We start from the raw sequence: 25101 nt of genomic DNA on the forward strand, positions 1-25101 counted from the left end.
TCAGGGTTTGCCGATGGTGAGCGTGAACGAGCCGGGCGTGCCGCTGCGGGTCGGCACGGTGAGCAGCACGTCGAGTGGCAGCGTGATCTTGCCGTAGCCCCTGATCTCGAACGTCTGGCTGAAGGCGTCGAAGTCGACTCCCGGTGGCAGGGCACGTCCGTCCGCCAGGCGAGCGCGGCTTTTCTCTGGGATGGCACCGGGAATCCGTTCCTCGATCAACCCCTTAGGGATCTGGTAACTGAAGGAATCGGCGCGAGGAACGGGCCGCACCCCAGAGGTCGGCAGCAACTCGCCTGGGCTGATGGGTCGGAGCACCGGCTGTGCAGCACTGGAGGGCTGGGGCGCCAGTGCCGGCTGTGGAGACGCTTCCCCAGGTGCCATGGTCGGCGTGAGGACAGGCTGCGGTGCGGTCGTGGGCTGGAGCGGCAGTTTCCCGGGCGCCATGGTCGGCGTGAGCAGGGGCTGTGGTGCGGTGGTGGGCTTGGGCGGCACCTGCGCCGGGGCCATGGTCGGCGTGAGGACAGGCTGCGGCGCGGTGGTGGGCTGAGGCGGCAGCTTGCTCGGCGCCATGGTTGGCGAGAGGACAGGCTGCGGCGCAGTGGTGGGCTGAGGCGGGAGCTTCCCAGGCGCCATGGTTGGCGTGAGCAGGGGCTGTGGCGCGGTGGTGGGCTGAGGCGGCAGCTTGCTCGGCGCCATGGTTGGCGAGAGGGCAGGCTGCGGCGCAGTGGTGGGCTGAGGCGGGAGCTTCCCAGGCGCCATGGTTGGCGTGAGGGCAGGCTGCGGCGCGTTGGTGGGCTTGGGCGGCAGCTGCGCCGGCGCCATCGTCGGCGAGAGCAGGGGCTGTGGCGCGGTGGTGGGCTGAGGCGGCAGCTTGCTCGGCGCCATTGTTGGCGAGAGGACAGGCTGCGGCGCGGTGGTGGGCTGAGGCGGCAGCTTGCTCGGCGCCATTGTTGGCGAGAGGACAGGCTGCGGCGCAGTGGTGGGCTGAGGCGGGAGCTTCCCAGGCGCCATGGTTGGCGTGAGGACAGGCTGCGGCGCGTTGGTGGGCTTGGGCGGCAGCTGCGCCGGCGCCATCGTCGGCGTGAGCAGGGGCTTTGGCGCGGTCGTGGGCTGAGGCGGCAGCTTGCTCGGCGCCATCGTTGGCGTGAGGACAGGCTGCGGCGCAGTGGTGGGCTGAGGCGGCAGCTGCGCCGGCGCCATCGTCGGCGTGAGCAGGGGCTGCGGCGCGATGGTCGGCTGCGGCACGGGCATCCGGGTTGGTGCCGGCGTCGGTCCAGCCGTAGGGGTCAGCTGTGTCTGTTGCGGCACCAGTGTCGGAGCCAGAATCGGACCAGCCGTCTGGGGATTGGGAGCGGCGGTGGGCTGCGGCGCGATGGTCGGCTGCGGTACGGGCATCCGGGTTGGTGCCGGCGTCGGCCCAGCCGTAGGGGTCAACTGTGTCTGTTGCGGCACCAGTGTCGGAGCCAGAATCGGAACAGCCGTCTGGGGATTGGGAGCGGCGGTGGGCTGCGGCGCGATGGTCGGCTGCGGCACAGGCATCCGGGTGGGTGCCGGCGTGGGTCCAACCGTCGGGATCTGCTGTGTCTGCTGCGGCACCAGCATCGGAGCCAGAATCGGAACACCCGTCTGGGGATTGGGAGCGGCTGTGGGCTGCGGCATGGGCGGAGTTGGCCGCTGCCATGTGGACGTGCCTGAACCCTGGGGAATCGAGGCCTGGCCCGCCAGGGGAAGTGCCTGCTGGAGCTGCACCACGGTGGGAGTGCCCGGCGTGGTGACCTGCTGGTAAATCGGCGGTCTCACCACCTGGGTTGGTGGATTCTTCGGTGTGGTCTGGGGGTTGAAACTTGACGCGTCGGTCACGTAAGTCCGACCTCCCACCATGTAAAGCACATGGGTGGGAGGCAAACTGCCGGTGGTGGTGAACTGCGGACGGCCGTTGCTGTCGGTGGTGAAGTGCCCTTTCCAGTAGGTCACTTCACCGGTGGTGGGGTTCACATAACGGCAGCCACTGCAGGGCCTTGTCCCAGCGTACTGGCCGTTATGACCGTGATAGTAATACCCCTCCTGGCTCACGAATTGCTGGCTGGTTCCGGCTTCCTGGGGCCTGGTGAATCCTGGATTCGTCTGCCCCTGATTGATCGTGAACGATCCGCCGGGAACGAGCACCATCTGGGTGGTGGGAGTTCCGGGAATCGTCTTGTCCCAGGTGATCACTCCCGTTTGCGGGTTGTAGGGCGCCTTGACGCCATTGCTGCCGACCACCGATGAGGCGCCGCCGTCGATCGTGACCTTCAGGGGGCCGGTGCCGAACTGGTCAACGAAATCCGGGTTCGTGAGTGCTGTCGAACCGGGCTGAACCGTGAGCGTTCCGGAGGTGAGCTTGCCTGAGGTCTGGTCGACACGAACACCATCGGCATTCAGGAGAACGGCCCCGGCTGGCAACGTCAGGCCAAGGACGCTGGCCTCGTCTCGTTCTTCGGCGACAAGGTTGCCCTGGGCGTCGGTATGCGTCAGACGGCGCTTGAGGGAGCCCCCATTGGTGCTTTCCCGATGCCCCTCCTCGATCGCCTCGATGCCGTCATAGACGTAGAAATCAGCTGCCCGGAAGTTCGGGGAGAAGAAGAGATCGTTGAACTGACCGGCTTTGGCCCCGGAGGTGCTGATCACGAAGCGCTCCAGGTCGTAGGTGGCCTGGAGTGAAAGGGTCGCCCGTTGGGGAGAGGGCCTGCCACTGATCTGGATGAACCCGAAGCCGGTGGGCAGGCCAGGGGCCGCCGTGAAGGTGTTGGTCGGCAACCCGGTGGTGCCGATCCAGAGGGAACCTTCAGGCTGCACCCCATTGACGGTGGTGTTGACCCCATCTGTTCCGGTGGCTGCGCTGCGGGTGCCCCTGGTGAAGATCGCTGCCGTTGGACCCACGCTCACCGAGGGAGCCACCATGGCGATGCCGCCTCCGTTGGTGGATCGGATGGTGCCATCCACCTGGATGGGGCCATCCCCATCGGCCATGACGATGCTGATCAACGGGGCATTCAGGCCAGGGCCATAGACCTCGCCCGAAAGGAACCGCTGCTCAGCTCCGGCAGCGAGCGTGCCCGTGCTGAGCAGGATGCTGGGCACGGAAATCAAGGCGGTGGAGCCCACCGTGATGCCCTGGTTGTTGATCAACACCACAGGGTTGATGGCCCTGAGCACCCCATCAAGCCGTGAGGCACCGCCACCACCGCGCACGTAATTGAGAACCGCTCCCTGGTTCTGGAAATCGACCGTGCCACCGGGGCCGATGTTGAAGCTGCCCCAGCTGATCACCGCCCGGCCAGGGGTGGTGACGGTGAGGGTGCTCCCTGAGGTGGTCACGGTATGGGCCCCGCTGCCCACCTGCTGGGGACTGGTGGGCAGCACCTGGGCGCGGGCCATCGGCGGCGAGCTGGACTGGGCCAGCGTCAGTGCCACCATCCCTGCGTGTGACAGGCGCCAGAGGAGGGCCTGCAAGGTGGTCGGGACGGTTGGATCGGCGCGTTTCATCAGAACCACCACCGCAGGGAACCCCACACCCTGGCTCCCTTGTTGAAGCCGTCAGCATCGGTGTTATCAAGGCTGCCAGGGTTGTTGCCGATGGGGAAGCCGACCTTCAGGGAGAGAAGCCAGTCACCGGAGGTGCCCAGATCCACCCCCACGCCCGTTCCGGCCAGGCCAAAGGAATTGGGCTGCAGCGCATCGGTGAAGGGAGTGTTCCAGCGCCAGATGTAACCGGCATCGATGAACGCCACAAAAGACAGCAGCGGAGATGCACGGTAGATGAGATCAAACTGGCCACTGAAGCCGCTATCCCCGGGTGCTTCTCCCGGTGGATAGGCCCGCACACCATTGGGATAGCCGAGGGACATCTTTTCGGCACCGTCAAGATTGTTGAAAGCTTTCTGGGCCTGGATGAACACCTTGGCCTGCCAGCGATCGGAGAAGACCTGATAGCGGCTGTACACCAGCCCCACCTTGTTGAAGCCACCATCGGTGTTGGCGGTCAGGGCATCGAGAAACAGATCATTGCTGTTGCCGGAGCGATCCAGATTGCCAAGGCTGTACTGAAGCAAGGCTGTATTTAGGCCGGTGCCGAGTATCGCATCCTGCTTCTGGCCAATCAGGGAGAGCCGAAGCACCTGGCTGTCCCTGTCGCGGACCTCCGTCCGTTGGATTCTGTCGATGTAGCTGTTGTACTCCGCGCTTAAGGAGCCCCAGAGTGATTGCTTGGGCCGTCGCCACAACGGTTGCTGAAAGCCGAGCCTAATATTGCCAGTTCTGCCATTGATGTCAGCACTGAAGAGTTCATCAAGAAGCCGATACCTGTTGTAGTTGGCGTAGAGATTCAGTTGCCCGCCATCGGGTGTGACGGGAAGTGCAAAGTTCAGCGATCCCACCCAGTTACCCGTGCCGGAGCTGTTGCCCCACCAGCTCCCCTCGAGAGAAGTCCGCTCGCCTCGACCCAGCAGATTCGAACCCGTGAGCGTCAGATCAACGTCAACACTGCCAAGGAAACGGTTGATCTCGTTGTTGATATTGAGCTCGCCGCTGAAGCGATCGGTGTCGAAGACGCTGAGCACCACGTCGGTGGTGCCGGTCTCGGATCCCGGCTGGAGCCTGGAGCGCACCTGCACCCCCGCCAGATCGTTGAGCTTGAGCAGGGCGGATGTGAGTTTGTCGAGACGCAGCAGACTGCCCCGGGCCACGGAGGCCCTGATCGTGGCCTTGGCGATGCCGTCGTTGAGGTGATGCGGCACAGTGGAATCAATCTTGACCTCCCCCATGCGCGCCTCTGTGACGGTGATCATGAGCGGACCACCTTTGGGGCCGCTCGGATCGATCCGCACCAGAGCGAGCAGGCCACGGGAGCGATAGGCGTCGCGAATGGCGATGCGCAGAGTTTCCAGGTCGCGCAGGCTGACGGGACGGTTCAGATAGGGAGCGGCCAGGGTTTCGAGCTGGCCCTTCCACTGCACCGACACCCCTTCAAAGCTCACACTGCTGTAGGAGAAGTCAGGCAGAGTTTCCGGCAGTGGCTCTTTCTCTTGGACGGGTTGTTCGGGGAGCTGCGGCTTGTTGAGCTGCTCCAGCTGGCGACGGTTCTGCTCATCGAGGGTGTCGCGCAGGCGCTGGTCCCGCTCGTAACGCTGGATGGCACCGGAGGGGAGCGACTGAGCCCAGGCATCGCCTCCGGTGCTTGCCAGGGCCAGCAGCAAGCAAGCCCCAAGTTTAATGTTGCACCGACCCATTTACCGGTAATTCTACTCCTTATCGATTTACTTTAGCACACTGTCCTGCCTTCTGTTCTCCGTCTAGTCCTTGGCGACCTAAAAGTTGGGCTGTGAATGGATTGGTAGGGTGCTGCCCTGAGTTCCATCGGAAGGACGTATTTCTAAGGCCCTGGTCGACATCGTCATGGCCAGAGAGAAGTTCCCGATGGCCGGAGATTCTGGTCATGCCTGAGAGAGCTTCTGCAAGGCATTGGCTGGAGAGCCGAAGCATTGACAGGATCCTGATGGCCGTCCCTGCCTTTGAATGGAAGGTGTACACCAGATCCATACGAAGAGACGTGAAGAATGGTCCCTATGGATGTAGTCGTCGACCCTGGTCTGGGCAACCCTCCCAGGTAGGATCCCCTCAGTTTCTCGCCTAGGGAACCAATGCGTACTCCCGTCGCCTGTGTTGCTGCTGGTCTTCTGGCGATCAGCATTCCGGCCGGGGTTGGGCAAGCCCAGAGCGCGATCGAGAGCCAGAGGGTCACGTTTCGAGCCGGAGCTGATTCCACCCTGCTGAAGGGCCAACTCAAGGGCGACCAGACCATCGATTACAACCTGCGGGCCGGCGCCGGTCAGACCCTGACCGTGGAACTCAAGGGTTCCAACCCACAGAACTACTTCAATGTGATTGCGGCCGGAACCGACACCGCCCTGTTCATCGGCAGCAGCTCCGGGAATCGCTTCCGTGGGCCTTTGCCCAGCGATGGCGATGTCAGGGTGAGGGTGTATCTGATGCGGCCGGCGGCGCGCCGCAATGAATCCAGCACCTACAGCCTCAAGGTGGGGATCAGTGGTGCTCCCCTCGCCCCCGTGCCCGCGTCCCTCGATGCCCTGATCCCCGGCACGCCGTACCACGCCTCTGCGGAGGTGCCCTGTGGGTCCGGCAGCAGCGGCAAGGCCGCCCGGTGCAAGGCCTCCGTGATCCGCCGGGCCAACAACAGCGCCACGGTGGTGGTGATGAACCCCGAGGGCCAGAAGCGTCAGTTCCTGTTCGTGAAGGGCAAGGCTGTCGCTTCCGATCAGCCCGAGAAGCTCTCGGTGCAGCGGCGCGGCGATGTGTCGGTGCTGCTGCTTGGGGAGAACTTCGAGCGCTACGAGATTGTCGACGCCCTGGTGGTTGGGGGTTGAGGCCCCAGCCCGTGGGGAGGGATGGCGCCGTGAATCTCCCGTTGGTTGGTGTGTCCGCCCTGCTCCTTTCGATGACGGGGGCTCCGGTCCTCGCCATTCCCCCTCCTCCCGCTGACGACGTCCGGGTCGTGAAGGTGCTGGATGGCCACACGATCGTCGTCACCCCCTACGGCGATCCGTTCAAGGTGCGGCTGGCCTGCCTCCGGCCCCCACAACTCCCACAGAGCAGCTCGGGCCTGGCCGCCAAGGCCGCCCTGGAGGCCCTGCTCCAGCCCGGTGCCTGGGTGACGCTCTCGACGCGCAGCAAGGCCGCTGACGGCGTCGAGCTGGCGGAGATCACTCCCGTTGGTTCGAGGGTGCCGATCAACCTGAGCCTGGTGCAGGTCGGCATGGCGGCGCTGGATCGCCAGGCCGCGAGCCCATGCAATCAGGAGATCTACCACGAGGCGGAGATGAGAGCCCAAGCCATGCGACTTGGACTCTGGAGGCCATCGCCGGGAACCCGATAGGGGTAGCTCAGACCTCCGCCAGCACCTTCTCCTCCTCCTCCACGCTCACCACCCGCCCGGCATCCTCGAAGCCGTCGATCTGGTCGAAGTTGAGGTAGCGGTAGAGCTGGTCGGAGAGGGGATCGATCTTGGCCGCCGCGATCTCCAGGTACTCGGCCGGGCTGGGGATGCGCCCCAGCAGGGCGCACACCGCCGCCAGTTCGGCGCTGCCCAGGTACACCTGGGCGCCATTGCCGAGGCGGTTGTTGAAGTTGCGGGTGCTGGTGGAGAATACGGTGGTGTTGTCCTCCACCCGGGCCTGGTTGCCCATGCACAGGGAGCACCCGGGCAGCTCCATGCGGGCGCCGGCGGTCTCGAACTTGGCGGTGTAGCCCTCGGCCCGCAGCACCTCATCGTCCATGCGGGTGGGGGGACACACCCACAGACGGGCGGCGCTGGTGCCGGCCCCGTCCATCACCGTGGCGGCGGCGCGGTAGTGGCCGATGTTGGTCATGCAGGAGCCGATGAACACCTCATCGATCCGGTCGCCCGCCACCTCGCTCAGCAGCTTGACGTTGTCCGGGTCGTTGGGGCAGGCCAGGATCGGCTCGCTCAGCTCGTCCAGGTTGATGTCGATCACCGCCGCGTACTCGGCGTCGGCATCGGCCTCCATCAGCACCGGATCCGCCAGCCAGGCCTCCATCGCCTTGATCCGCCGCGCCATGGTGCGGGCATCGCTGTAGCCCCGGGCGATCATGTTCTTCAGCAGCGCCACGTTGCTGCGCAGGTATTCGCTGACCGTCTCGACGCTCAGCTTGATCGTGCTGCCGGCGCAGGAGCGTTCCGCGGTGGCGTCGGTGAGCTCGAACGCCTGCTCCAGCTTCAGGTCGGGGAGCCCCTCGATCTCCATGATCCGGCCGCTGAAGATGTTCTTCTTGCCGGCTTTCTCCACCGTCAGCAGGCCCTGCTGGATGGCCACGTAGGGAATGGCGTTGACCACGTCCCGCAGGGTGACGCCGGGCTGCAGCGAACCGGAGAAGCGCACCAGCACCGACTCCGGCATGTCGAGGGGCATGGCGCCGATGGCGGCGGCGAAGGCCACCAGGCCGGAGCCGGCCGGGAAGGAGATCCCGAGGGGGAAGCGGGTGTGGCTGTCGCCGCCGGTGCCCACCGTGTCCGGCAGGAGCATGCGGTTGAGCCAGCTGTGGATGATGCCGTCGCCGGGCCGCAGGGCGACGCCGCCCCGGGAGCTGATGAAGTCGGGCAGCTCGGCGTGGGTCTTCAGATCCACCGGCTTGGGGTAGGCGGCGGTGTGGCAGAAGCTCTGCATCACCAGATCGGCGGAGAAGCCCAGGCAGGCCAGCTCCTTCATCTCGTCGCGGGTCATCGGCCCGGTGGTGTCCTGGCTGCCGACGCTGGTCATCAGCGGTTCGCAGCTGGTGCCGGGGCGCACGCCCGCCAGGCCGCAGGCCTTGCCCACCATCTTCTGGGCCAGGGTGAAGCCCTTGCCCGTGTCGACCGGGGCCACCGGCCGGATGAAGGCCTCCGAGGGGGGCAGGCCCAGCTGCAGCCGCACCTTGTCGGTGAGCGAGCGGCCGATCAGCAGGGGGATGCGGCCGCCGGCCCGCACCTCGTCGGCGATGGTGCTGGGCTTGAGCTCGAAACGGGCCACCACCTCCCCGGCCCCCGGCTCGCCCGCGGCCCGCTCGATCGTGCCGGCGTGGGGCCGGATCGTGATCACGTCGCCGCTGCTGAGCCCGCTCACGTCGCACTCGATCGGCAGGGCGCCGGAATCCTCGGCGGTGTTGAAGAAGATCGGCGCGATCTTGCTGCCCAGCACCACCCCGCCGCTGCGCTTGTTGGGCACGTGGGGGATGTCGGTGCCGATGTGCCAGAGCACCGAGTTGATGGCGGATTTCCGCGAGCTGCCCGTCCCCACCACATCGCCCACGTAGGCGAGCGGGTGGCCCTTCGCCTTCAGCTCGGCGATCAGGGCCAGCCCCTCCGGCATCCGCGTCTCCAGCATCGCCATCGCGTGCAGGGGGATGTCGGGCCGGGTGGTGGCGTGGGTGGCCGGCGAGAGGTCGTCGGTGTTGGTTTCCCCGGTCACCTTGAAGACCGTGACGGTGATCGCCTCCGGCAGGGGCGGCCGGGCGTGGAACCATTCCGCCGCCGCCCAGCTGTCCACCACCTGGCGGGCCAGGGGGTTGGTCTCGGCCAGCTCCAGCACGTCGTGGAAGGCGTCGTACACGAGCAGAGTGCGGCTCAGCCCCCGGGCGGCCTCTTCGGCGACGGCGGCCTCCGGGCAGGAGAGCAGCTCGATCAGGGCGCCGACGTTGTAGCCGCCGATCATGGTGGCCAGCAGGCGCGTGGCCTCCAGGGGGCTCACCAGGGGGCTGGTGGCCGTTCCCTTGGCGATCCCACTCAGCCAGCCCGCCTTCACATAGGCGGCCTCATCCACCCCCGGCGGAATCCGTTCGCTCAGCAGGTGCAGCAGGAAGGCCTCCTCGCCGGCGGGTGGCTGCTCCAGCAGCTGGGTGAGGGCCTGGGCCTGGGGGGCGGTGAGCGGCAGGGGCGGCACGCCAAGGGCCTCGCGGGCCGCGGCGGCCTCCCGGTAGCTGGGCAGCAGTTCGGAGGCCGACAGGGGGGCGGAGCTCGGGGAGACGGACATATGGACGCAGGACCGCATGGGCATCCCTTCCATTGTTCTTCCCCGCGGGTCCGCCCTCTGGTGACGACGGCTGCAGAAGTCGGCGCTGGCATCGGTGCCGCCAGTTCGTAGGCTGAGGGGTCTGACCAATCCCCGCCGGCCGCCGCGCATGATCCCCACCTCCGATCTCCACGTGGTGGAAACCCGGCCGCTGGTGCCGCCGGCGGTGCTGCATGCGGAGTTGCCCCTGTCGGAGCAGGCGGCCCGCACCGTGCAGCAGGCCCGGGAACGGATCAAGGCCATCCTGCACGCCGGCGACCAGCGGATGCTCGTGATCGTCGGCCCCTGCTCGGTCCACGACGTGGCCGCCGCCCGGGAGTACGCCGAAGCCATCGCCCAGGCCCAGCGCCGCCATCGGGACGAGCTGGAGATCGTGATGCGGGTCTACTTCGAGAAGCCCCGCACCACCGTGGGCTGGAAGGGGATGATCAACGACCCCCACCTCGACGGCAGCTACGACATCAACACCGGCCTGCGCCGGGCCCGTTCCCTGCTGCTGCACCTGGCGGAGCTGGGCCTGCCGGCGGCCACCGAGGTGCTCGATCCGGTGGTGCCCCAGTACCTCGCCGACCTGATCAGCTGGACCGCCATCGGCGCCCGCACCACCGAGAGCCAGACCCACCGGGAGATGGCCTCGGGCCTGTCGATGCCGATCGGCTTCAAGAACGGCACCGACGGCAGCGCCGCCACCGCCATCAATGCCATGGAGGCGGCCGCCCGGCCCCACCATTTCCTGGGCATCAACAGGGAGGGCCAGGCCGCGATCGTGTCCACCACCGGCAACCCGGATGGCCACCTGGTGCTGCGCGGCGGCAAGAGCGGCACCAACTACCACGCCGAGGCTGTGGAGGCGGCGGCGGCCCTGCTGGCCAAGGACGGCCTGCCGGCCCGGCTGATGGTGGACTGCAGCCACGGCAACTCCAACAAGGACTACCGCCGCCAGGGGGAGGTGCTGCGCCAGGTGGCCGAGCAGGTGCGGGGCGGGTCCGTCCACGTGATGGGGGTGATGCTGGAGAGCCATCTGGTGGAGGGAAATCAGAAGATCTCCGCCGACCTGGACTCGCTCACCTACGGCCAGAGCATCACCGATGCCTGCATCGATCTGCCCACCACCCTGGATCTGCTCGTCGAGCTGGCCGAAGCGGTGCGCCAGGCCCAGGCCCGCAGTCTGGCCCTGGCCTGAAGGGCTCTGGTCTTCTCCAAGGCAGGACAATCAGCACTCGAAAGGTGAGAGTGCTGATCCGATCTTCTGCAACAGAGTGTTCCTGGTGAACAGCTGACTGGCGTGCCCTGGGTACGTTTGGGGCCAGCAAGATCGTGGTGGGACGCTGATGACCTATCTCCTGCAGTTCTGCGGGTTGTCCGACCCCTTGCAGCTGTTCTATCTCGAGCAGAAATCCGTCGCCTCCCCCTCCGGCGGCCCACCCGCCCCCGGCCCGATCTACGGCGGTTTCCGCCCCTTCCAGCTCGATGACCTGCTGGACTGGGCCCTCGACACGGCCCGGGGCCGCTGCTGGGACGGCGAGGCCATCCAGCGTCTGGTGATCGATGTCTGGATGGAGCGGGCCGATGTGATCCGCCAGTGGCAGCTGCGGCTGCGGGAGGAGCCGGCCGAGCGGCTGCTGGTGGCCGGCATCGGCACCCAGCGCGACTGGGAGCTCCGCTGCGAGCAGCTCCTGAGGGCCTGAGCGGCGTCCCCTCAGTCGACCTCGAGGCCGAACAGGTGGCGCATGCGCTCCAGGATCGAGGTCTGGCGGCGGGCTGCATCCGGTGAGGAGAGCTTCTCCAGTTCCGAGCGCCGCTGGCCCACGATCGCCGCCAGCGCCTCCAGTACCCCGGCGTCGTCCTCCACCAGGGGCATGAAGTCGTCCCGCTCCACCTCCAGCAGCACGCATTCCCCCCGCGAGCGCACCGTGGCCGTGCGGGGTTCGCCGGTGCAGACGGTCATCTCCCCGAAGATCAGATCCCGGCCCAGCACGGCCACCGAGCGCCCCAGGGGGGAACCGTCGGCCTTGAACACCTCCACCTCGCCGTCCACCACCTGGAACAGGGCCACGCCCTCCTCCCCCTCGGCCACGATCGTTTCGCCGGAGCCGAAGCGCAGGCAGCGCACCTCCGAGGCGAGTCGGTTCACCTGTTCGGGGTCCAGCTGGGCGAACAGCCAGCTGCGCCGCAGCAGCTGGGCCGTCAGCGAGGCATCCACGCCGGTGGGGTGGGCCGGATCCCGCTGGGTCTGGCGCCGCTTCAGCTCCCGCACCGGGTAGGGCAGCTCCCAGCCCTGGCGCTCCAGGGCGTACCAGATCTGCTCCAGCAGTTCGCCGCGCAACCGCAGCCGATCGCCCTCCGAGGGCCCCCGCTGGTACCCCTGCAGCTCGTAGCGGATGCGGGAGTCCTCGTAGGAGCTGATCAGCACCTCCGGCTCCGGGTCGACGAGCACCAGGGGGTTCTCGGCCATCACCCGCAGCAGCAGCTGGCGCGCCCGGGCCGGCGGGATCTCGTAGCCCAGGGCGATCTCGAAGCGGTTCCCCACCGGCTCGTGCTGGCTGAAGCGCCGCATCGGGTTGTCCGCCACCGTGTTGTTGGGCAGGTTCACCGTCGAGCCGTCCTTGCGGCGCAGGCGGGTGCTCATCAGATGCAGGGACTCCACCGTGCCGCTCTCGTCGCCGACGCTGATCCAGTCCCCCTCCCGGAAGGGCGGATCCACCTGCAGCTCGATGCCGGCGAACAGATCCTTGAGCGTTTCCTGGGCCGCCAGGCCGATCACGGCCGTGAGCACCGCCGAGGTGGTCACCAGACCCACCAGGTTGAGGTTGGCGAGGCGCTGCAGCACCAGCACCGTGGCCAGGGCCGAGAGGCCCAGCATCAGCAGGTCCCGCAGGATCTTGGCGGTGGGTCGCCACCAGCCCAGAGCCTCCGGGCACTCCAGGGCCAGCCAGGCCACCAGGGCGATCAGGGCGTAGACGGTGGCCAGCTCGTCGACGGCGCCGAGCCACTGCACCCCGGCTGGTCGGGCGGTGCCGCCGATCACGCCCCACAGCAGCACCGCCACCAGCGGCAGCAGCAGGGGCGGTGGCGGCAGCTGGAAGCGGCGGGTGGCCAGCCGCAGCCCCAGCAGGACCGCCGCCAGGGCCAGGCCGATGAGGATCCGCTCGATTGGTCCCATCAGCTCAGCACCCGCCACAGCCCGGCCACCGCCAGGGGCACGCTGATGTTGTCGATGCCCAGCAGGGCCCACTGCTCCAGCCCCGTGGCCACCAGGGCGATGAGGGCGATCGAGGCCGGCGCCGGGCCACCGCCCAGCAGCCCCAGGCTCAGCAGCGCCACCAGGCTGGCGATCCCCATGGCGGCGGTGCCCGCCAGGGAGCGGCGCTCGCCGAACACCGTCCAGCTCGGTGACGGGATCAGCGGGCCCAGCAGACCGGCCAGGCCGTCACCGAACGCCATCACCAGCACTCCCGCTGCCACCGTGTCGGGGTGGGCGGGCCACCAGAGCCACAGCATCAGGGTGATCGAGGCGCCGTAGGCGACCGTGCCGTAGCTGTGCCGGTCCACGTCCTCGATCGCCGGCAGCACCCGCACCCGGTGGTTGAGGGCGGCCAGCAGGGTGATGGCGGCGGCGGCGGGTATGGCGATCAGCCGTTCGACACCGAAGGCCCAGGCGATCAGCACCACCGGCCCGGCTCCGATATGCACCAGCTTGCGGCTCCATTCCCGCTGAGCGGGCCAGCGGCGGCGCAGCAGCAGGGCACCGGCGCTGAGCAGCGCCAGCCAGAGGGCCACGGCCAGCACACCGGTGAGCCGGGCCAGGTCGTCATGCTCCGGTGGAAGGACCAACGCCAGCAGGGAAGCTTGGGTCAGGCGGCCTGGTGAAGGTTGCTCATCAGGCGCAGTTTCATGATCGCCTTGGCCTCCAGTTGGCGCACCCGTTCGCGGGAGACGTTGATCTGGCGGCCGATCTCGGCGAGGGTGAGCGGTTCGGCGCCCTCAAGGCCGAAGCGCAGCCGCAGGATCTTCTGTTCCCGCTCGTTCAGCTGGGAGAGCCAGGCGCCGAGGTGCTCCTTCTGCAGATGGCGGTCCATCGAGTCGAAGTGCTCGTTGCTGGCCGGGTCGGCGATCAGCTCGCCCAGGGTGCTGCGATCCTCCTCGCCACGGGCATGGGCGTCGAGGGAGGCGCAGGGGGCGCTCTGGGTCATCAGTTCCTCGAGCTCCTCCGGCTGCATGCCCATGGCATGGGCCAGCTCGAGCCGGTTGGGCTGGCGCCCGAGCCGGTGGGAGAGCTCGCGGGTGATGCGCCGCATCTTCGAGAGCTTCTCGCTGATGTGAATCGGCAGGCGAATCGTGCGGGCGCTGTTATCGATGGCGCGTGTCATGCCCTGGCGGATCCACCAGTAGGCATAGGTGGAGAACTTGTAGCCCATGGCGGGGTCAAACTTGTCGACGGCCCGCTCCAGACCGATCGCCCCTTCCTGGACAAGATCGAGCAGTTCGAGACCCTGGTTCTGATACTTCTTGGCGACGCTCACCACCAGCCGCAGGTTGGCGGCCATCATGCGGTCGCGGGCCCGCTGGCCCATGCGCAGCTGGCGCCTCTGGCGGGCGGTGAGCTCACCGTCGACGAGGGCCTGGAGCTTCTTGCCCGCCTGGACGTGGTGGGCGAGTTCGATTTCCTCAGCCGGTGTAAGAAGAGGCACACGGCCAATTGTGCTGAGATACCAACCGATGGAGTCGGCGCTGATGCGCCCCCCCTGGCGGGCCGTGGTCTTGGCTGTGGCTGTCGGCTTGGAACTGACTGAACCGCCGCTGGATTTCGTCCTGCTGGACGAAGCCCCTTCTGCACTGCTCTTCAGCAGCGAGAGGGCGGAATGCAGAGGTGTCCCCATCACCCCAGGCTCCCGAATGAATTTGGCCGGAATGTAGCACCGCAGGAAGGTTGAAACCCGGATCCGGCGGAAGATTGTATGTATTTTGACTGAAAGAAGTTGCTTATGTCGTGTTGGCTACGCTTTGGCCTCCGGAACGAGGCCGCCGCGCCAGCGTTCCATCAGCAGCTTCTGGGTCAGTTTTGGCTCGCCGGAGTGCTGACGCTGTGCAAAGTGTCCATCGCTGTGCATGTGCCAGGCGCCCGTATCGGTGAGGTAAAGCTCAAGCAAGGCTTCGATCTGCTGCTGGAGCTTCGGGTCCTCGATCGGCGCCACCGCCTCGACCCGCCGGTCGAGGTTGCGGGGCATCCAGTCGGCGCTGCCGAAGAACATCTCCGGCTGGCCGCCGTTGGCGAACCAGAACAGCCGGGAATGCTCCAGGAAGCGACCGATGACACTGATCACCGTGATGCCCTCGCTGACCCCTTCGAGCCCGGGCCGCAGCGAGCACATGCCCCGGATGATCAGCTCGATCCGCACCCCGGCGGCCGAGGCTTCGTAGAGCAGGGCGATGATCGCCGGATCGACCAGGGCATTCATCTTGGCCTTGATGTGTCCACCGCGACCGGCCTTGGCATGGTCGATCTCCCGCCGGATCAGCCCCTCCATCCCCTTGCGCAGGGTGACGGGCGCCACCAGCAACTTGCGGAAACTCTGCTGCTTGGAGAATCCGGTCAGGTAGTTGAACAGTTCCACCAGATCCTGGCCGAAGTCCTCCCGGGCCGTCAGCAGACCGACGTCGGTGTAGAGCGAGGAGGTCTTGGAGTTGTAGTTGCCGGTGCCGATGTGTGCGTAGCTGCGCAGGGATCCCTTCTCGCGCCGCACCACCAGCAGCACCTTGGTGTGGGTCTTGAGCCCCAGCACGCCATACACCACATGCACCCCGGAGCGTTCCAGCTGGCGGGCCCACTGGATGTTGTTGTCCTCGTCGAAGCGGGCCTTGAGCTCCACCAGGGCCATCACCTGCTTGCCGTTCTCGGCGGCGCGGATCAGGGAGGCCACCACCGGCGAATCCTTCGACGTGCGGTAGAGGGTCATCTTGATGGCCAGCACCGAGGCGTCGGCGGCGGCCTGGCTGAGGAATTCCTCCACCGAGGTGGAGAACAGGTCGAAGGGATGGTGCAGCAGCACGTCGCCGCGCCGCAGCACCGAGAAGATGCTCTCGAACTCCTCCTGCTTGATCGAACCGTCCTCCAGCTGGCTGCGCTGGGCCCGCACCAGGGCCGGCGCCGTGCGTCCCTTGTGGGGGGCGTCCCGCAGCTGGCTGAGGGGGATCGCCATCAGGCTCATCAGGTCGTCGAGGCCCAGGGGGCCGTTGGTGCGGTAGACGTCCGCCGGCTCCACGTCGGTGCCCTCCATCAGCAGGTGCACCACCTCCTCGGGCATCTCGTCGGCCACCTCCACCCGCACCACCTCGCCGCCCACCCGGCGCTTGCGCAGGCCCTCCTGCAGGGCCTCCATCAGGTCGTCGGCCTCCAGATCCCGCAGCTCCAGGTCGGCGTCCCGGGTGATCCGGAAGAAGTAGTGCCCCTCGATGGTCATGCCGGGGAACAGCCAGCGCAGGTTGAAGGCCACCAGCTGCTCGAGCGGAACCGCCGTGTAGCCCGGCGTGGGCACGACGCCGCTCAGCTCGGTGGGGATCGGCACGAAGCGCGGCAGGATCTTCTGGGGCACCTTCACCCGGGCGAACTGCTGGCGGCCCGTGTCCGGGTCGCGGATCAGGGCCGCCACGTTCAGGCTCAGGTTGCTGAGGAACGGGAACGGGTGGGCCGGGTCCACCGCCAGGGGGGTGAGCACCGGAAAGATCGCCTTGCGGAAGTAGTCGTCGGCCCAGGCCTTCTGGGCCTCGTTGAGCCGCAGATAGTCGAGCAGCTGGACCCCGTACTCGGCCAGATGGGTCTTGAGGGAGTGGCGGTAGTGCTGCTGCTGCATCTCCAGCAGGGGCCGCAGCTTCGTCTGGATCGCCTCCAGCTGCTCCTGGGGCGTCAGGCCGTCGTCGCTGCGGCCGGTGACCCCCGCTTCCAGCTGCGACTTCAGCGAAGCCACCCGCACCATGAAGAATTCGTCGAGGTTGTTGCTGAAGATGGCGCTGAATTTGGCCTGCTCCAGCAGCGGCGTGTGCTCATCAAGCGCCAGGGCCAGCACCCGGCGGTTGAACTCAATCCAGCTCAGCTCGCGGTTGATGTAGAGATCGGGAGCGACGACCGGCTGCGACGACATACGGCGGGGCTCCGCGAGCATCAGAAAAGGCAAGGTAGCAATGGCGATCCCGCCGTCAGGGTGTCGCCTCTGCTTGACGGTGGGATCCCGCCGCCACCAGCCACACCACGACGGCCATCAGCAGAATCCCCAGCCAGAACGGACTGCGGCGGCCGATGGTCTCGTAGGCCAGCCCCGCCAGGGGTGGGCCGAGGAAGCTGGCCAGGCTCTGGAGTCCCTGCAGGCTGCCCAGGGCGGCGCCCTGGCCGCTGTCGGCGAGGCGCCGTGACACCAGGCTGCGCAGGCTGGGGGTCACCAGGCCGGTGCCCAGGGCCAGGATCGCCACCGCCGTGAACACCAGGGGCACGGCGTTGCCCTGATCCGCCAGGGGCACCAGCAGGAAGCCCGCCATGACACAGCCCAGGCCGATCTGGGTGAGGCGCCACTCCCCCAGCCGCTGCACCAGCGGACCGATCAGGCCCCCCTGCACCACCGTGGCCACCACACCGACCACCAGGAAGGCGCCCGCCGACAGGCCCGGGCCCCAGCCGAAAGCCTGCTTGAAGTACAGCACCAGCAGGGCGGTGAAGCCGCTGAACCCCAGGAAGAACAGGAAGAAGGCGGCGCAGAGGCGGCGCACCCTCGGATCGGCGAACACCCGCTGCAGCTGGCCGAAGGGCTGCAGCTCCCAGACCCGGGGCAGGGGCAGCCGCTCGTTGGGCGGATGGGTTTCCGGCAGCAGGGTCACCACCACCACCAGGTTCAGCGCGGCGAAGCCCACGGCGAGCAGCAGCGGCAGGCTCACGTTGATGCGGCCCAGCAGGCCGCCCAGGGCCGGGCCGAGGATGAACCCCAGCCCGAAGGCCACACCGATCAGGCCGAAGGCCCGGGCCCGCCGTTCCGGCGTCGAGATGTCGGCCAGCACGGCCGCGGCGGTGGCGGCGGTGCCGCCGCTCACCCCGTCGATCAGGCGGGCGGCGAACAGCAGGGCCAGGGGCAGGCCGGCGGCGGCGGCCTCGGGCCAGAGGCGGCTCCAGGGCAGGATCACGGTGAGGGCGAACAGGCCCAGGCCCAGCACCGAGCCGGCCACGCAGGCGGTGATCACGGGCTTGCGGCCGTAGCGGTCGCTGAGGGCCCCGATCAGGGGGGTGAAGCTGAACTGGGCGATGGCGTAGCTGCCGGCCAGCAGGCCCAGGGTGCGGCCGTCGGTGGTGAAGTCCGCGAGCAGGAACGGCAGCAGCGGGAAGACGATGCTCTCCCCCAGCCGGTCGTTCAGCAGCGTCAGGAAGGCGCAGAGGAGGGTGGAGGGGCGCGAGAGTCGCACGGCCGGGCGCCGGGGTTCCCTGCACCCTCCCATGCCGGGGTCACCCCTTCCGGCGACGGCCCAGGACCCCCTTGATCCGGTGCTTGGCCCTGGCGACGGCCGTGCGCAGGGCCTGCCGCAGGGCGGCGGAGCGGGATTGGGGGGCCCGGTACTCCTGATGGAAGGAGGGCGGGATCCCCCGCAGGCCCTCGATGCGGCGGCAGGGGATCGGGTAGGGGCTGGACGGGGCGGCCCTGCCCTGCTGATCGAGCTCCTCCAGCAGCCGGCGCCACAGCAGGTAGCTGGCGTCGGCGTTGTAGTGGCCGCTGACGAGCTCCCGGGCCGCCGTTGAGCAGCGCCGCCAGAGGGCGGGATCGTCGGCCAGCCGCCCCAGGGCAGCGGCGGCCTCCTCGGGATCCTCCGACACCAGCAGGCCGGTGCGCCCATCGTCGACCAGCTCGGGGATGCCGCTGGGGATGCGCCGCACCACGGGCACCACGCCGGCCGCCATCGCCTCCAGCAGGGCGATCGGCAGCCCCTCGAAGTCGGACATCAGCAGGATGGCCTGGGCATCCAGCAGCCGGGCCTTCACCTGCTCGGGGGGCAGCGATCCGGTGAAGTCGATCGCCGCGGCGAGGCCGGCCTCGGCCACCTGCCGTTCACAGTCCGCCCGGGCATAGCCATCGCCGATCAGGGTGGCGCGGATGGAGGCCTTCGACCGGCAGGCCTGGATCAGCGTCCGGATCACCAGCGAGGCGCGCTTCTGGTGCTCCCAGATCCTGCCGCTGAACACCACCCGGAAGGGATCGGCGCGGACGTCCGTCGCCGTCGCCGGCACCTGCACGCCGTAGGGAATCACCCGGGCTGGCCGATCGATGCCCCTGGCGGTGCAGGCCTCGCGGATGTGGCGGGACACGCAGACCAGGACGCTGCCCTGGCGGGCGCCCCCGAAGGCCGCCACGGTCGCCCAGTAGTCGGGATCATCCGAATGCAGGGTGAGCGCCCAGGGCAGCCCCCGGCGGCCGGCCTGGGCCGCCGCCGCGTAGTTGGCCGGCTTGCACTGGGGCAGGAACACCGTGGGCCGCCAGTGGTTGAGGAAGGCCAGGGTGTCCCGGGCGTCCGCTTCGAGGCTGGCCCGCCTGGGCGTGGCGAACACCTCGATGCCCTGGCGCCGCAGCGCCTTGAACAGCGGCGGTTCGCCACGGCCTTCCGCGCTCCCTTCGCTGCTTCCTGCACCGGGGGCGATCACGAAATGGATGGCGACGCTGACACCATCGGCCGCCAGTCGTCGGGCCAGTCCCAGCACCCAGGTGGTGACGCCGCTGATGTCATCCGCCTGGCTGTAGTGGGCAAAGGCGACGCGCAATGACCACCCAGGGCTGCCGAGCCCAACGATAGTCGCGGCCACCGGGCCGGCCCGGTGGTGTCGCCTCAGCCGGTGGGCCAGCGGAGGTAGCGGCGGCGAAGTTGCGGCGACTGCAGCAGCCGCGCGTACAGCCCCAGGCGCAGGGGGCCGTGCAGGATCCGGATCAGCAGCTTCTCGGCCAGCGATGGCTTGTAGCGCCAGAGGTATTCGTAGAGAATCCAGTCCCAGCCGCCGCTGGTGGCCACGGCATGCCAGTGCCAGGCCGGCTTCGGCCGGGTGATGCGCAGCACCGAGGCGATGGCGGAGGAATATTCCGCGAAGCGGAGTCTTTCCTGGCCGCGGCTGACGGTGCTGCGGGTGGTCTTGTCGTGACAGCGGAAGCCGGAGAGGGCCTCGGCGTCGAAGGCCACGGTGCCACCCATCCGCATCAGGTAGTGGCTCCAGAACAGCCAGTCGCCGGTGCAGCGCCGGCCGGCGGTCAGCGGGCCGAGGGCCTCCAGGGTCGCGGCATCGGGCTTGCGGAACACCACGCCACTGGCATTGGCGATGACATTGCCCCGGTCCATGTAGGTGCGACACAGCTGCGACCCTTCGAGGGTGAAGGAGTGCTGCCAGCGCTCCGCGTCGAAGTGATCCGGCCAGAAACTCTGGTCGGCGATCGGATCGCCCGTGGCATCCATCGTGGTGGTGCGGCAGTACGCCAGCACGCTGCCGTTCTCGAGGTGGGTCACCATCCGTTCGAGAAACAGCGGTGCGCAGGTGTCATCCGATTCGGCGATCCAGATGTAACGCCCCGCGGCCATGTCCATGCCCTTCAGCCATTGCGAGCACGGCTGACCTGAGTTGACCGCATTGCAGACCAGCCGGTGGGGATGGGCCTGGAGCCGCTCCCTGATCACCGCGAGGGAATCGTCGCGGGAGGCGTCATCGAGAACGATCAGCTCGAAGTCCTGAAATGTCTGGTCGAAAATCGATCGCAGCCGCTCCCCCAGGAAGGCCCCGTGGTTGAAGTTGGGTACGATGACGCTCACCAGGGGCGCCTGGTCGGACCGCTTCATGTCGGCGCAGTGCCCAGCGCACCACCCAGCACACCGCCTGGCACACCACCTGGCGCCCCGCCTGGCTTCCGGCGGCCGCATGCCCCGCCCCGGCCCCTTCCCCCGATGCCTTCTGCCACCTTGCCTCCAGGGGCGCTGACCTGCAGCTGAATGATCATCGGATTCTGGATCGCCGTCACCGGCCTGGCGCTCGTGCTGTTCCTCGCCGTCCACCTCGGCGGCGTGCTGCTGGCCCTGGTGGATCCGCCGGCGTTCGAGAGCTATGCCGCCTCCCTGCACCAGCAGGGCTGGCTGCCCTGGCTGGAGCTCGCCCTGCTGGCGGCCGCCCTGGGCCATCCCCTGCTCTCGCTGCACCGGGCCCACGTCAATCGCCAGGCCCGCGGCCCGGCGGCCGGCCCCCTGCGCAGCCGCCGGACGGGAGCGTGGGAGCCCCTGGCGGCCCTGGCGGGCCGGGCCATCCCCTGGAGCGGCTCGCTGCTGCTGCTGTTTCTCTGCCTGCACCTCGCCCAGCTGCGCTGGCATCGCCCGGCGGCGGGGGCTGAGCTGGCCGCCGTGCTGGAGGTGCTGGCGACGCCCTGGTGCCTGGCCCTCTACGGGGCCGCCGGGGTGGCGGCGGGTCTGCACCTGATCCACGGCACCGAGAGCGCCGTGCGCCGGCTGGGGCTGCTGGAGCCCGCCAATGCCGCCGCCCTGCGGCTGGGGGGCCGGGGGCTGGCCCTGCTGCTGGGGGCGGGCTTCACCCTGGTGCCGATCGCCCTGGTGCTGCGGCCCGTGGGCCCGCTGCTGGCCGGCGGATGAGCACGACGATGCCGCTGGATCCGCGCCTGCCCGACGGCCCCGTCGCCACCGCCTGGCAGCGCTGCCGGGAGAACCTGCCGCTGATCAGCCCCAACCGCAAGCAGCGGCTGCGGATCCTGGTGGTGGGCAGCGGTCTGGCGGGGGCTTCGGCTGCCGCCAGCCTGGCCGAGCAGGGCTACCGGGTGCAGGTGCTCACCTACCACGACAGCCCCCGGCGGGCCCATTCCGTGGCGGCCCAGGGGGGCATCAACGCCGCCCGCAACTACGCCAACGACGGCGACAGCGTCGAGCGCCTGTTCCGCGACACGGTGAAGGGCGGTGATTTCCGCGCCCGGGAAGCCGGCTGCCACCGGCTGGCCGAGATCAGCGGCGCGATCATCGACCAGTGCGTGGCCCAGGGGGTGCCCTTCGCCCGGGAGTACGGGGGCACCCTCACCAACCGCAGCTTCGGCGGCGCCCTGGTGAGCCGCACCTTCTACGCCCGCGGCCAGACGGGCCAGCAGCTGCTCTATGGCGCCTACCAGGCGATGCTGCGCCAGGTCGCCGCCGGGCGGGTGGAGCTGCTCTGCCGCCGCGACATGCTCGACCTGATCGTCCATGACGGCAGGGCCAGGGGGGTGGTCTGCCGCCACCAGCTCACCGGCGCCCTGGAGGTGATCAGCGCCGATGCGGTGCTGCTGGCGACCGGCGGCTATTCGAACGTCTTCTACCTCTCCACCAATGCCCTGAAGTCGAACGCCACGGCGATCTGGCAGGCCCACCGGAGGGGGGCCTGCTTCGCCAACCCCTGCTTCACCCAGATCCACCCCACCTGCATCCCCAGCGGCGACGCCCACCAGAGCAAGCTCACCCTGATGAGCGAGAGCCTGCGCAACGACGGCCGGATCTGGCTGCCGCTGCACCCCGGCGACGACCGGCCGCCGGCGGCGATTCCGGAGGCGGAGCGGGACTACTTCCTTGAGCGCCAGTACCCCAGCTACGGCAATCTGGTACCCCGGGATCTGGCCTCACGTCGGGCCCGGGAGCTGTGCCTGGAGGGCCGGGGCGTCGGGCCCGGCGGCCGCTCCGTCTACCTCGACCTGGCCGGCGCCATCGCCCGGGACGGCACCGGGGCGATCGACGCCCGCTACGGGAACCTGCTGGAGATGTACGAGCGGATCACCGGCGACGACCCCAGGGCCACGCCGATGCGGATCTATCCCGCCCCCCACTACACGATGGGTGGGCTGTGGGTCGACTACCACCTGATGAGCACGGTGGGCGGCCTGTTCGTGCTCGGGGAGGCCAACTTCTCCGAGCACGGCGCCAACCGGCTCGGGGCCAGTGCGCTGATGCAGGCCCTGGCCGACGGCTACTTCATCGCCCCGGCGACGGTGACGGGCTGGCTGGCCGGCGCCGGTGCCGGCGCCCTGGTGGATGACCACCCGGCCTGCCGGGAGGCCGTGGCGGCGGTGGAGGCCCGCATCGGGGCCCTGCGAAGCACGGGGGGAACCCAGCCTGTGGATGTCTTCCACCGCCGGCTGGGCCACCTGATGATCGACGCCTGCGGCATCAGCCGCCGCGCCGATCGCCTCACGGCGGCGCTCACCGAGCTGGAGGCCCTGCGCCAGGACTTCCTCCGGGATCTGCGCCTCCCTGACCAGGACGGTGTGCTCGACGGCGAACTGGAGAAGGCCCTGCGCCTAGAGGACTTCTTCGGACTGGCGGATCTGATGCTGCGGGACGCCCTGGCGCGGGAAGAATCCTGCGGCGCCCACTTCCGCGAGGAGCATCAGACCCCGGACGGCGAAGCCCTGCGGGACGACGAGCGCTTCGCCCACATCGCGGCCTGGGAGCACCGGCCGGGAGCCACCCCCCTGCGCCACTGCGAGCCCCTCACCTACCGATCCGTTGTGCCGGGACCGCGAAACTACGGCTGAGCGGTTCGGGTCGTCCGAAGAAGAATCCCTGGCCCTGGTCGCAGCCCATGGCGAGCAGGCCTTCGTGCTGCTCGGCGGTCTCGATGCCTTCGGCGATCAGGCCCAGGCCCAGGTCGTGGGACAGGCGGATCATGGCGTCGAGCACCACGGCCTTGCGGTGGTCGTTGAGAAAGTCGGCGATGAAACTGCGGTCGACCTTGATCGAATCGATCGGCAGCCGAGCTAGCCACGACATGCTGGAGTATCCCGTGCCGAAGTCATCGAGATGCACCTTGACGCCGGCCTCCCGTAACCGGCTCAGCTCGGAGGTGGCCAGTTCGGGATGTTCGATCAGGATGCTTTCGGTCACCTCGATCACGGTCCAGCTGGGATCCACCCCGAGCCGTTCCGCCTGGGTGAGGAAGTAATCGCTGAGGCCGCTTTCCTTCAGCTGCAGGGGACTCACATTGATCGCCATCGTGACCTCCGAGCCCTCGGCGCGCAGCTGGGAGAGGCGCCGGAGGGCTTCGCTGATCACCCAGCGGCCGATCGGCAGGATCAGGGCCGTGCGCTCGGCGAGGGGGATGAATTCCGAGGGGGTGGCGATCGGCGCCGTGATCGCCCCAAGGCGCAGCAGCGCCTCCATCCCCACCACCTGCCGGTCCTCCAGCCCGACGATCGGCTGATAGGCGAGGAACATGGCCTCGTGCTGGATCGCCCCCTCCAGCTGATGGCGCAGATGGATGTTCTTCCGGACTTTCTTATCGATGGAGGAATGGTAGAAGGAGATGTGCTGATCGTTGGTCTTGGCTTCGTACATGGCGAGATCAGCCCGCCGGATCAACTCATCCACGGTGATGTCCGGATCGTCCGAGATGGTGATGCCGATGCTCATCGACGGGCGGATCGTGTGGTCTTCCACCGACCACGCCTGACCGACGGCATCATTGAGCCGCATCGCCAGCTGCAGGGCATCGGCCTCATTGAAGATGCCCATCGTCAGCACGACGAACTCATCACCACCAAGGCGAGAAAGGATGTCGCCGAAGCGCAGGGAGTGCTGCAGCCGGCGGCCGATCTCGATCAGCAGGTCATCGCCGATCTGATGGCCGTGCAGATCGTTGATCTCCTTGAAGCTGTTGAGATCGCAGAACAGGATGCTGATCCGGCCGCCGCTCTGGCGCTGGGTCTTGAGGGCGGCCCGGATGCTGACGTGGAGACCGCGGCGGTTGGGCAGGCCGGTGACGGGACACTCCATCACCTTGGTGGCCAGGGCGAGGCGTTCCAGTTCCAGGGCCCGGTTCAGGTTCTCGGTCTGCTGGCGGCGCCGTTCGATCCGCTCGGCCTCGACCCGCAGCTGCTCGTAGGAGAGCAGGGCGCTGACGTCCCGGAAGCAGAAGATGAGCGGCCTCAGCCGCTCGCTGCGAATGGGCTTCCACTCGATCTCGATGGCCCGCAGCTCGCTGCGGTCCAGCACCCGGGTGAAGTGGCCCCCCAGGTCGCCGCCGGCGAGCACCAGCTCCGGGTTGAGCAGGGGGGCACTGTCGCAGTCGCGGGGCAGCTGGTCGTAGATCGATTCCCCCAGGACCGCCGGGGGGGTGCGGTCCACCAGCCGCGCGTAGCTGGCGTTGCACCAGAGCACCCGCCCCTCGCAGCTGGTGATCACCAGGGCATCGCTGATCGTGCCGAGGGCCGCCTCAAGCCGCCCCATCGACCGGCGAAGCTCCACGACAAGTTTTCGGTGATCGTTCACGCGGCAGCAGGGACCCGATCGGGCATGGCGGGCCGGAACCCTATTTCTGAAAATTGACTGAGTATTGCATCTTTCGCCTTGGGACCGGGGCCATTGCGGCGTGGATGACGCGGAACGACAACATCCCCGCCGCCTGACCGGCAGAATCAGCCCCGACGCCACGGCTGTCCCCGCCACGGCCGTTTCC

Annotated in this window: 17 protein-coding genes; 6 read left to right on the forward strand and 11 right to left on the reverse strand. The window is 68.3% G+C overall.

Features of this window, described 5'->3' with window-relative positions:
* Together H6G99_RS03650 and H6G99_RS03655 are read right to left on the reverse strand one after the other, a co-directional pair.
* The gene (locus H6G99_RS03650; protein ID WP_353617163.1) at window positions 1-3525 is read right to left on the reverse strand and encodes a two-partner secretion domain-containing protein; all 3525 of its coding nucleotides are present in this window, start codon (window positions 3523-3525) and stop codon (window positions 1-3) included.
* Complete coding sequence (locus tag H6G99_RS03655; protein WP_190609951.1) at window positions 3525-5234, reverse strand: ShlB/FhaC/HecB family hemolysin secretion/activation protein; 1710 nt, start codon at window positions 5232-5234, stop codon at window positions 3525-3527. Before H6G99_RS03655 ends, H6G99_RS03650 begins: the two co-directional genes overlap by 1 nt.
* A gap of 444 nt (window positions 5235-5678) precedes the next feature.
* On the opposite strand from H6G99_RS03655, the gene H6G99_RS03660 reads away from it, so the two are divergent.
* On the forward strand, window positions 5679-6422 hold the full coding sequence (locus H6G99_RS03660; RefSeq protein WP_190609953.1) for a hypothetical protein: 744 nt from the start codon (window positions 5679-5681) through the stop codon (window positions 6420-6422).
* Window positions 6423-6472: 50 nt separating this feature from the next.
* Entirely contained in the window at window positions 6473-6931 is a 459-nt protein-coding gene (locus H6G99_RS03665) for a thermonuclease family protein (protein WP_190609955.1), read from the forward strand.
* Between the two features lie 7 nt (window positions 6932-6938).
* Here H6G99_RS03665 and acnB read toward each other — a convergent pair whose 3' ends face one another.
* Window positions 6939-9539, reverse strand: coding sequence for a bifunctional aconitate hydratase 2/2-methylisocitrate dehydratase (gene acnB / locus H6G99_RS03670; protein WP_502707670.1), 2601 nt, complete (start codon window positions 9537-9539; stop codon window positions 6939-6941).
* A 190-nt stretch (window positions 9540-9729) separates the two neighbouring features.
* Here acnB and H6G99_RS03675 point away from each other — a divergent pair, with 190 nt between their 5' ends.
* A complete protein-coding gene (locus tag H6G99_RS03675; RefSeq protein WP_094586423.1) occupies window positions 9730-10803 on the forward strand; it encodes a 3-deoxy-7-phosphoheptulonate synthase in 1074 nt (357 codons plus the stop codon).
* Between the two features lie 148 nt (window positions 10804-10951).
* On the forward strand, window positions 10952-11308 hold the full coding sequence (locus H6G99_RS03680; protein WP_094586421.1) for a hypothetical protein: 357 nt from the start codon (window positions 10952-10954) through the stop codon (window positions 11306-11308).
* A gap of 11 nt (window positions 11309-11319) precedes the next feature.
* On the opposite strand, the gene H6G99_RS03685 is transcribed toward H6G99_RS03680, so the two are convergent.
* The 7 genes from H6G99_RS03685 to H6G99_RS03715 all read right to left on the reverse strand — a co-directional run bounded on the left by H6G99_RS03685 (window position 11320) and on the right by H6G99_RS03715 (window position 20465).
* Window positions 11320-12783: a mechanosensitive ion channel family protein gene (locus tag H6G99_RS03685; protein ID WP_190609959.1), complete on the reverse strand. Its 1464-nt coding sequence runs from the start codon at window positions 12781-12783 to the stop codon at window positions 11320-11322.
* Entirely contained in the window at window positions 12783-13454 is a 672-nt protein-coding gene (locus H6G99_RS03690; RefSeq protein WP_094586417.1) for a diacylglycerol/polyprenol kinase family protein, read from the reverse strand. The genes H6G99_RS03685 and H6G99_RS03690 overlap by 1 nt, the downstream gene beginning before the upstream one ends.
* 20 nt (window positions 13455-13474) lie before the next feature.
* Window positions 13475-14500: a sigma-70 family RNA polymerase sigma factor gene (locus H6G99_RS03695; protein ID WP_094586415.1), complete on the reverse strand. Its 1026-nt coding sequence runs from the start codon at window positions 14498-14500 to the stop codon at window positions 13475-13477.
* A 117-nt stretch (window positions 14501-14617) separates the two neighbouring features.
* Complete coding sequence (ppk1, locus tag H6G99_RS03700; protein WP_286190979.1) at window positions 14618-16759, reverse strand: polyphosphate kinase 1; 2142 nt, start codon at window positions 16757-16759, stop codon at window positions 14618-14620.
* 55 nt (window positions 16760-16814) lie between these two features.
* A complete protein-coding gene (locus H6G99_RS03705) occupies window positions 16815-18095 on the reverse strand; it encodes an MFS transporter (RefSeq protein ID WP_190609962.1) in 1281 nt (426 codons plus the stop codon).
* A gap of 7 nt (window positions 18096-18102) precedes the next feature.
* Complete coding sequence (locus tag H6G99_RS03710) at window positions 18103-19407, reverse strand: glycosyltransferase family 4 protein (RefSeq protein ID WP_190609964.1); 1305 nt, start codon at window positions 19405-19407, stop codon at window positions 18103-18105.
* Between the two features lie 65 nt (window positions 19408-19472).
* Window positions 19473-20465 carry a glycosyltransferase family 2 protein gene (locus tag H6G99_RS03715; RefSeq protein ID WP_190609965.1) on the reverse strand — a complete coding sequence of 331 codons (993 nt, stop codon included), beginning with the start codon at window positions 20463-20465 and terminating at the stop codon, window positions 19473-19475.
* 150 nt (window positions 20466-20615) lie between these two features.
* Here H6G99_RS03715 and H6G99_RS03720 point away from each other — a divergent pair, with 150 nt between their 5' ends.
* Window positions 20616-21263: a succinate dehydrogenase/fumarate reductase transmembrane subunit gene (locus H6G99_RS03720; protein WP_190609967.1), complete on the forward strand. Its 648-nt coding sequence runs from the start codon at window positions 20616-20618 to the stop codon at window positions 21261-21263.
* An 8-nt stretch (window positions 21264-21271) separates the two neighbouring features.
* Window positions 21272-23182 (forward strand): fumarate reductase/succinate dehydrogenase flavoprotein subunit, encoded by a 1911-nt coding sequence (locus H6G99_RS03725; protein WP_286190980.1) that lies wholly within the window; start codon window positions 21272-21274, stop codon window positions 23180-23182.
* Here the strand turns inward: H6G99_RS03725 and H6G99_RS03730 are convergent.
* On the reverse strand, window positions 23139-24890 hold the full coding sequence (locus tag H6G99_RS03730) for a putative bifunctional diguanylate cyclase/phosphodiesterase (protein WP_190609970.1): 1752 nt from the start codon (window positions 24888-24890) through the stop codon (window positions 23139-23141). The genes H6G99_RS03725 and H6G99_RS03730 overlap by 44 nt on opposite strands.
* Between the last annotated feature and the right edge of the window lie 211 nt (window positions 24891-25101).

Origin of the sequence: Synechococcus sp. FACHB-909 (assembly GCF_014698945.1) — a bacterium.
In the GTDB taxonomy this organism is placed as follows: domain Bacteria; phylum Cyanobacteriota; class Cyanobacteriia; order PCC-6307; family Cyanobiaceae; genus Cyanobium.